The 8084-nt window shown below is 74.3% G+C and carries 8 protein-coding genes; all 8 read left to right on the top strand.

The annotated features are described in order from the left end of the window. The first annotated feature begins 236 nt into the window (after nt 1-236). The 8 genes from ACZ4UB_RS36465 to ACZ4UB_RS36430 all read left to right on the top strand — a co-directional run bounded on the left by ACZ4UB_RS36465 (nt 237) and on the right by ACZ4UB_RS36430 (nt 8045). Complete coding sequence (locus ACZ4UB_RS36465; RefSeq protein WP_468077082.1) at nt 237-899, top strand: hydrolase; 663 nt, start codon at nt 237-239, stop codon at nt 897-899. 5 nt (nt 900-904) lie between these two features. Next, on the top strand, nt 905-1411 hold the full coding sequence (locus ACZ4UB_RS36460; protein ID WP_468077080.1) for a DoxX family membrane protein: 507 nt from the start codon (nt 905-907) through the stop codon (nt 1409-1411). Between the two features lie 94 nt (nt 1412-1505). After that, the gene (locus ACZ4UB_RS36455) at nt 1506-2084 is read left to right on the top strand and encodes a Dps family protein (RefSeq protein ID WP_468077078.1); all 579 of its coding nucleotides are present in this window, start codon (nt 1506-1508) and stop codon (nt 2082-2084) included. Next, nucleotides 2084-3508, top strand: a complete 1425-nt coding sequence (locus tag ACZ4UB_RS36450) for a dihydrolipoyl dehydrogenase family protein (RefSeq protein WP_468077076.1) — start codon at nt 2084-2086, stop codon at nt 3506-3508. Before ACZ4UB_RS36455 ends, ACZ4UB_RS36450 begins: the two co-directional genes overlap by 1 nt. Nucleotides 3509-3569: 61 nt before the next feature. Continuing rightward, nucleotides 3570-4406, top strand: coding sequence for an alpha/beta fold hydrolase (locus ACZ4UB_RS36445; RefSeq protein ID WP_468077074.1), 837 nt, complete (start codon nt 3570-3572; stop codon nt 4404-4406). Nucleotides 4407-4453: 47 nt separating this feature from the next. After that, on the top strand, nt 4454-5407 hold the full coding sequence (locus ACZ4UB_RS36440; protein WP_468077072.1) for an alpha/beta hydrolase: 954 nt from the start codon (nt 4454-4456) through the stop codon (nt 5405-5407). Next, nucleotides 5404-7290 carry an amidohydrolase gene (locus ACZ4UB_RS36435; RefSeq protein WP_468077070.1) on the top strand — a complete coding sequence of 629 codons (1887 nt, stop codon included), beginning with the start codon at nt 5404-5406 and terminating at the stop codon, nt 7288-7290. Before ACZ4UB_RS36440 ends, ACZ4UB_RS36435 begins: the two co-directional genes overlap by 4 nt. Nucleotides 7291-7307: 17 nt before the next feature. Further along, a complete protein-coding gene (locus ACZ4UB_RS36430) occupies nt 7308-8045 on the top strand; it encodes an acetate uptake transporter family protein (RefSeq protein ID WP_468077068.1) in 738 nt (245 codons plus the stop codon). Nucleotides 8046-8084 lie beyond the last annotated feature (39 nt).

Below are 8084 nucleotides of genomic sequence, written 5' to 3'. Positions count from 1 at the left end.
CCCCCCCCCCCCCCCCCCCCCCCCCCCCCCCCCCCCCCCCCCCCCCCCCCCCCCCCCCCCCCCCCCCCCCCCCCCCCCCCCCCCCCCCCCACGGCTGTCCTGGACCGGTTGTGCGCCGTCGTGCCAACTCCTGGGCGCAGCAGGTCAACACGGTCGGCCCGGTCGTTCGTAGCGTGACGACGTGCCCAGCCGCCGACGCGGCGGGCACGTTGCCGATCGCTTCGAAAGGACCCCTCATGTTCGACGTCAACACGGTGCAGGCCGCCCCCAGCAAGGACCTGCTCACGCCCGACAACGCGGTCATGCTCTTCGTCGACCACCAGCCGCAGATGTTCTTCGGCACCGGCAGCGGCGACCGTGCCGCGATCATCAACAGCACCGTGGGCCTCGCCAAGGCCGCGCGGGCCTTCGACGTACCGGCCGTCCTGACCACGGTCGCCGCCGAGTCGTTCTCCGGGCCCCTGCTGCCCCAGCTCGCCGAGGTGTTCCCCGAGAGCGAGGCCATCGACCGCACCAGCATGAACGCCTGGGAGGACGAGGCGCTCGTCGCGGCGGTCAAGGCGACCGGGCGCAAGAAGATCGTCCTGTCGGGCCTGTGGACCGAGGTCTGCCTGGTGCTGCCCGCGCTCTCGGCGCTGGAGCAGGGCTACGAGGTGTACGTCGTGAGCGACGCCTCCGGTGGCGTCAGCCCGGCCGCCCACGAGCACGCGCTGCAGCGGATGATCGCCGCCGGCGCCGTCCCGGTGACCTGGGTCCAGGTCCTCCTGGAGCTGCAGCGCGACTGGGCGCGCGAGGAGACGTACGGCGCGGTCATGGAGATCGTCAAGGCCCACGCGGGCGCGTACGGCCTGGGTGTCGTGTACGCGCAGAGCGTCATCGGCGCGCACGCGGCCGGCTGACCCCCGTGGACACCGGCATTCTGATCCTGCGTCTGCTGGTGGGGCTGCTCGTCGCGAGCCACGGTGTGCAGAAGGTCAGTGCACACCTGGGCGGCAAGGGACTCGACGGCGGCACCGAGGAGTTCCGCGCCGACGGTTTCCGCGGCGGCGCCCTCACCGCCCTGGCGGCGGGCGGCGGCCAGATCGGATCGGGCCTGCTGCTCGCCGCCGGCCTCCTGACCCCGCTCGCCGCGACCGGGACCATCGGGGTCATGACGGTCGCGCTCACCGTGAAACGGCGCCACGGACTCTGGGTGCAGAACGACGGATACGAGTACCCGCTCGTCCTCATCGGCACCGCCGCCGCCCTCGCCGCCACCGGCCCCGGCGCCTGGTCCCTCGACGCGGCCCTCGGCCTCGCGCCGTACCCGCTGTGGTGGGCCGCCCTCGCGCTCGCGGCCGGTCTCGGCAGCGGCCTCCTCACCCGGCTCGCCCTGCACCGGCCCCCCGCCCCGGCGATCGCCGAGCGCTGAGCCCCACGGACCGGGTCCGGTCGCCCGCGCGACCCCCGACCGGGCGGCCGGGCCCTTCCCACCCACTCTCCCCTTCCCGCACAGGAGCATTTCGATGGGCACCCCCACGACCCCGCACGGCGGCGGCCAGCCGCTGCTGCACCAGAAGGGCGCCGAGACCCAGGCGTTCGGCACCCTCAAGCAGCTGCCGATCGGCCTCGGCCACGACACCCGCATGTACGCCTGCCAGCGGCTGAACCGCGTCCTCGCCGACACGCAGATCCTCCACTCCCTCTACAAGAAGCACCACTGGCTCATGCGCGGGGCCACCTTCTACTCGCTCCATCTGATGCTGGACAAGCACGCGGAGGCCCAACTGGCCATCGTGGACGCCCTGGCCGAGCGGGTCCAGAGCCTCGGCGGCGTCGCCGTCGGGGACCCGCGCCACGTCGCGGAGCTGACGGCGATCCCCCGCCCGCCGGACGGCGTCGAGCCGGTGCCCGTCATGCTGTCGCGGCTCCTGGACGCGCACGAGCGGATCCTGATCGACGCACGGGACGCCGCCGCCCGGCTCTCCGGGGAGGGCGACGAGGGCAGCGCCGACCTGCTCGTCTCCGATGTCATCCGGACCGGCGAGGCGCAGGTGTGGTTCCTGGCCGAACACCTCGTGGACACCCCACTGGTGCACGGCTGATGGACACCTACGACGTCGTCGTGGTCGGCGGCGGTCCGGCCGGCGAGGTCGTCGCCGACCGGACCGTCCGGTCGGGGCTGACCGCCGTCCTCGTCGAGGCCGGGGCGGTCGGCGGCGAGTGCTCCTACCGCGCCTGCGTGCCGAGCAAGGCCCTGCTGCGCCCCGGCGCCGCCCGGGCGGCGGCCCGCTCGGTCGACGGGGCCCGGCAGGCGGTCACGGCGGCACTCGACCCCGCGCGCGTCCTGGCCCGCCGCGACCGCTTCACGGGGCGCGGCGACGACACCGGCCAGGCCGACTGGCTCGACGCGGCGGGCATCGCGCTCGTACGGGGGCACGGCCGGCTCGCCGGTGAGCGCCGGGTGGAGGTGACCGGGGCCGACGGCACGGTCCGTACCCTGTGGGCCCGGCGCGCGGTCGTGGTCTGCACCGGCACGGGGGCCGTGCTGCCGCCGGTCGAAGGGCTCGACCGGATCGGCGTGTGGACCAGCGGGCAGGCCACCACGGCCGACGCGGTACCCGCGCGGCTCGTCGTCATCGGCGGGGGAGCGGTGGCCTGCGAGATGGCCACCGCCTGGCGCTCGCTCGGCTCCCGCGTCACCCTGCTCGTCCGCGACCAGGCCCTGCTGACCGGCTGGGAGCCGTGTGCCGGCGAAGAGGTCACCCGGGGTCTGAGCGATCTGGGCGTCACCATCCGCTTCGGGGTGTCGGCCGTCCGGGTCGCCCGTGACGAGGACACCCGCACGGTGACCGTGGACACCGACGACGGCGCCACCCTCGTCTGCGACGACGTACTCGCCGCCGTCGGCAGGCGCCCGCGCACCGAGGACCTCGGCCTGGACTCCGTCGGACTCCCGGCGGGCGACTGGCTCGCGGTCGACGACACCTGCCGGGTCACCGCGGTCGAGGGGCACTGGCTCTACGCCGTCGGCGACGTGAACCACCGCGCGCCGCTGACCCACATGGCCAAGTACCAGGCCCGCGCCTGCGCGGCGGCGATCGCCGAGCGAGCCGCGGGGCGCCCGGCCGAGACCGGCGGCGGGCGGCCGTGGAGCGCGGAAGCCGACCGTTTCGCCGTCCCCCAGGCCGTCTTCACCTCTCCCGAGGTCGCGAGCGTCGGTCTCACCGAACGCGCGGCACGCGAAGCGGGTCTCGCGGTGCGCACGGTGGAGTACCGCATCGACGACGTCGCCGGGGCCGCGCTCCACGCGGACGACTACCGCGGGCTCGCCAAGCTCGTCGTCGACGAGACCCGAGGAGTCGTCGTCGGCTGCACGCTCACCGGCCCGATGGCGACCGAGCTCATCCACACGGCCACCGTCGCCCTCGTGGGCGAGGTCCCGCTGGAACGCCTGTGGCACGCCGTGCCCGCCTTCCCGACGGTGAGCGAGGTCTGGCTGCGGCTCCTGGAGGCGTACGGCCTCTGAGACGAGTCCCGCCCGACCCCGGCGCACCCCGCCCGCTTCACCACCCGACAAGGAAATCCCCATGCATCCCACGAGGCGCATCCGCACCCGCACCCTCGCCCTGGCCCTGCCCGCGACGCTGGCCGCCCTGATCGGCGCCGCACCCGCGAGCGCCCCGGCCGCCGCCGCCGACACCGACCGGCACGCTCCCAAGCCCACGATCGTCCTCGTCCACGGGGCGTTCGCCGACGCCTCCAGCTGGAGCGGCACGATCAGACGGCTGCAGCGCGCCGGCTACCCCGTCCTGGCCCCCGCCAACCCGCTGCGCGGTCTCGCCGCGGACACCGCCTACCTGCACGGCGTGCTGGCCGCGGTCGACGGACCCGTCGTCCTGGTCGGCCACTCCTACGGCGGCGCCGTGATCAGTGGCGCCGCCGTGGGCGACAGCAGGGTGAAGGCCCTCGTCTACATCGCCGCGTTCACCCCGGACAAGGGCGAGAGCGCGGCCGAGCTCGCCGCCAGGTTCCCGGGCTCCACCCTCGGCGACACCGTGAACCCGCGGTCGTACCCGCTGCCCGGCGGTGGCACCGGCACGGAACTCGTCATCGAACGGGCCGCGTTCCACCGGCAGTTCGCGGCCGACGTGCCCGCCGCCGACGCGGCCGTCATGGCCGCGACCCAACGCCCGGTCGCCACCGCCGCGTTGGGGGAGAAGGCGGGGGAAGCGGCCTGGAAGACGATCCCGTCCTGGGCGCTGATCGCCACCGCCGACAAGAACATCCCGCCGGCCGCCGGGCGATGGATGGCCCGGCGCGCCGGCTCGCACCTCACCGAAGTGGACGCCTCCCACGCCGTGGCCGTCTCCCGTCCGGCCGTGGTCGCCGACGTGATCCTCGACGCCGCACGGGCCACCCGCTGAGCCCGCGCCGCGCCCCGTCCCGCACCTCCCCAGAAGGAGAACCCCTCATGAAGAACCGGCCGATCCTCGAACCCGCCGCCCAGGCGTTCGCCGACGCCACCGCCCAGCCGCCGTACCTCTACCAGATCCCGGTCGCCGAAGGCCGCAAGGCCGTGGACGACGTGCAGAGCGGCGAGGGCGCTCCGCTGCCCGACGTCGACGAGGAGTGGGTCACCGTCCACGGCGGTCCGACCGGCGAGGTCCGCGCGCGGATCGTCCGCCCCCGCGGCGCCACCGGTCCGCTGCCCGTCATCCTCTACCTCCACGGCGCGGGCTGGGTCTTCGGCGATGCCCACACCCATGACCGGCTCGTCCGCGAACTCGCCGTCGGCACCGGGGCGGCCGTCGTCTTCCCCGCGTACGACCTCTCTCCCGAGGCCCGCTACCCCGTCGCGATCGAGCAGAACTACGCCGTCGCCCAGTGGATCGCCCGCGAGGGCCACCACCAGGACCTCGACGGCACGCGCATCGCCGTCGCGGGCGACTCGGTCGGCGGCAACATGAGCGCCGCCCTCACCCTCATGGCCAAGCGGCGCGGCGATGTGACCCTCCGCCAGCAGGTGCTCTTCTACCCGGTCACGGACGCGAGCTTCGACACCGACTCGTACCACGAGTTCGCCGAGGGCTACTTCCTGCGCCGCGACGCCATGGCGTGGTTCTGGGACCAGTACACGACCGATGAGGCCGAGCGCGCCCAGATCACCGCCTCCCCGCTGCGCGCCTCCACCGAGCAGCTCACCGGCCTGCCGCCGGCCCTGGTGATCACGGCCGAGGCGGACGTCCTGCGCGACGAGGGCGAGGCGTACGCGGCCAAGCTCCGCGCCGCCGGAGTCCCCGTGACCGCGCTCCGCGTCCAGGGGACCATCCACGACTTCGTGATGCTGAACGCGCTGCGCGGGACCCGGGCCGCCGAACTCGCCATCGGGCTCGCCACCGACACCCTCCGCGAGGCCCTCGCATGACCGGGCCGTCGACCAGCATGCCGGTGGCGGGCCTCGTCCCCGCCCCGCGTCCCGAGCGCGCGCACGCCGACCTCCTCGTCCGCAACGCCAAGGTGTTCACCGGTGACCCCGACCGGCCCGAGGCCCACGCCGTCGCCATCCGGGACGGCCGCGTCGCGGCCCTCGGGGACGACCACGACCTCGCCCACCTCGTCGGGCCCGGCACCAAGGTCGTCGACGCTCTCGGCCGCAGGGTGATCCCCGGTCTCAACGACTCGCACCTGCACGTCATCCGAGGCGGCCTGAACTACGTACTGGAGCTGCGCTGGGACGGGGTGCGCAGTCTGCGCCGGGCCCTGGCCATGCTGCGCGAGCAGGCCGGCCGGACCCCCAAGGGGCAGTGGATCCGCGTCGTGGGCGGCTGGACCGCCGAACAGTTCGCCGAGCGCAGGATGCCGACGGTCGCCGAGCTGAACGCCGCCGCACCGGACACCCCCGTCTTCGTCCTGCACCTGTACCAGTCGGCCCTGATGAACCGGGCCGCGGTACGGGCGGCCGGATTCACGCGCGACACCCCGGATCCCCGCGGCGGGCAGATCGTCCGGGGCCGGGACGGCGAACCGGGCGGCGTCCTCCTCGCCGCGCCCAGCGCCCTCGTCCTGTACTCGACCCTGGCCAAGGCACCGGCCCTCGACGAGGCCGACAAACGGACATCCACCCGCCACTTCCTGCGCGAGCTGAACCGCTTCGGGCTGACGTCCGCGGTCGACGCCGCCGGCGGGTTCCAGAACTTCCCCGACAACTACGCCACGGTCGTCGACCTCGCCCGGTCGGGGGAGCTGACCCTCCGGATCGCCTACCACCTCTTCCCGCAGACGGCCGGGCAGGAGCTCGCCGACCTGAAGCGGTGGACCGAGACGGTCAAGCCCGGGGACGGGGACGAATGGCTCCGGCTGAACGGGGCGGGCGAGAACCTGACCTGGGCCGCCGCGGACTTCGAGAACTTCTCCGAGCCCCGTCCCGCGCTCGCCGAGGGGTACGAGGCCGAGTTCGAGAAGGCGGTCCGGCTGCTGCTGGAGAACGGCTGGGGCTTCCGGCTCCACGCCACGTACGACGAGACGATCCGCCGCGACCTCGCCGTCTTCGAGAAGCTCGCGGCCGAAGGGCTCTTCCCCGGCGGCAACCGCTGGCTGTTCGACCACGCCGAGACCGTCTCCACCGACAGCCTCGACCGGATCGCCGCCCTCGGCGGCGCCGTCTCCGTACAGAACCGGATGTCCTTCCAGGGCTCCGCCTTCCTCGACCGGTACGGTGCCGGGGCCGCCGCCCACACCCCGCCGGTCCGGGCCATGCTCGACCGGGGCCTGACCGTCGCCGCCGGAACCGACGCCACCCGCGTCTCCTCGTACAACCCGTGGGTCGCGCTCCACTGGCTCGTGACCGGGCGCACCGTCGGCGGCACCGCGCTCTACCCGGCCGGGAACCTGATCGACCGGGAGACCGCCCTCGGTCTGTACACCCGTGGCGGAGCGCGGCTCACCGGCGAGCAGGACGTCAAGGGAACCCTGCGCGAGGGCTGCTACGGCGACCTCGCGATCCTGTCCGACGACTACCTCACCGTGCCCGAGGAGGTCATCCCCGGCATCGAGTCCCTGCTCACCGTCGTCGGTGGCCGGATCGTCTGGGCGAGCGCGGAGTACGAGGGACTCGACGAGGCCGTCCCGCCGGTCAGCCCGGTGTGGAGCCCGGTGGCCCACTTCGGCGGCTACCAGAGCGACGCCCTCCAGGCGTCGGCCGTGGCCGAGGCCGTCGCCGAGTCCGAGCGGCACCGCCGGTGGCGCGTCGCGCGCGGCTCCGTCCCCGAGACGACGCCGTCCTTCGTCGATCCCTGCTTCGAGCACTGAGAGAGAGATCCCCCCCGATGTCCGCAGCCTCCCCCGCCGCCGACGGCGGCGACACCCCGGCGGCCCCGCCGGACGTTCCCCCGGAACGCCGTTTCGAGCCGGACCTCCGGTCGATGACCCGGATCAACCTGCGCCCCATCGCCTCACCCATGCCGCTCGGCTTCTTCACGATCGCCATCGCGTCCGTGATGACGGGCTGCCTCCAGCTCGGGATCTTCGACGAGGCGGCCCGCCCCGCCGTCGCCTTCACCGTGCTGCCGGCCTTCGTCCTGCAACTCCTGGTGAGCATCCTGGCCTTCGGCGCCCGCGACGTGATCGCGGCGACGCTGATGGCGGTGTTCGCCGGCAGCTGGCTGCCCTACGCGCTCGTCATGCTCAGCGGCGCGGCCGACGGCCTTCAGGTCCTCGGCGTGTTCAACCTGGCGCTCCTGTGCTTCGGAGCCCTGATGACGGCCGTGACCCGGCCCAAGCGCGCGCTGTGGCTCGTCCTCGCGGTCTCCCTGCCCCGCTGGGCGGCCACCGGCCTGGCGGGCGTCACCGGCGCCGAATGGCTGACGCGCACGTCCGGCGCGCTCGGCCTCGTCGTCGCGCTCGTCGCGATGTACACGGCGTTCGCCCTGATGCTCGAGGACATGCGCGGCGAGCAGGTCCTGCCCATCGGCCGCAGCGGCCCCGCCCACCTCGCGGTGGAAGGCGACCTGGCCGTCCAGCTCCGCAACCTGGAACGCCAGGCGGGCGTGCGCCGCACGCTCTGACCGCACCCGGGTGCACCGACCGCACCACCCCTCTCCCTT

The sequence above is a fragment of the Streptomyces sp. NPDC028419 genome (assembly GCF_055565515.1).
This window is presented reverse-complemented; position numbering and strand designations above follow the sequence as displayed.

Bases quoted from the DNA above. Each gene is read 5' to 3' on its own strand.
- ACZ4UB_RS36465 (WP_468077082.1), top strand. From the start codon at position 237: ATGTTCGACGTCAACACGGTGCAGGCCGCCCCCAGCAAGGACCTGCTC.
- ACZ4UB_RS36440 (WP_468077072.1), top strand. From the start codon at position 4,454: ATGAAGAACCGGCCGATCCTCGAACCCGCCGCCCAGGCGTTCGCCGAC.
- ACZ4UB_RS36435 (WP_468077070.1), top strand. From the start codon at position 5,404: ATGACCGGGCCGTCGACCAGCATGCCGGTGGCGGGCCTCGTCCCCGCC.
- ACZ4UB_RS36450 (WP_468077076.1), top strand. From the start codon at position 2,084: ATGGACACCTACGACGTCGTCGTGGTCGGCGGCGGTCCGGCCGGCGAG.
- ACZ4UB_RS36455 (WP_468077078.1), top strand. From the start codon at position 1,506: ATGGGCACCCCCACGACCCCGCACGGCGGCGGCCAGCCGCTGCTGCAC.
- ACZ4UB_RS36445 (WP_468077074.1), top strand. From the start codon at position 3,570: ATGCATCCCACGAGGCGCATCCGCACCCGCACCCTCGCCCTGGCCCTG.
- ACZ4UB_RS36430 (WP_468077068.1), top strand. From the start codon at position 7,308: ATGTCCGCAGCCTCCCCCGCCGCCGACGGCGGCGACACCCCGGCGGCC.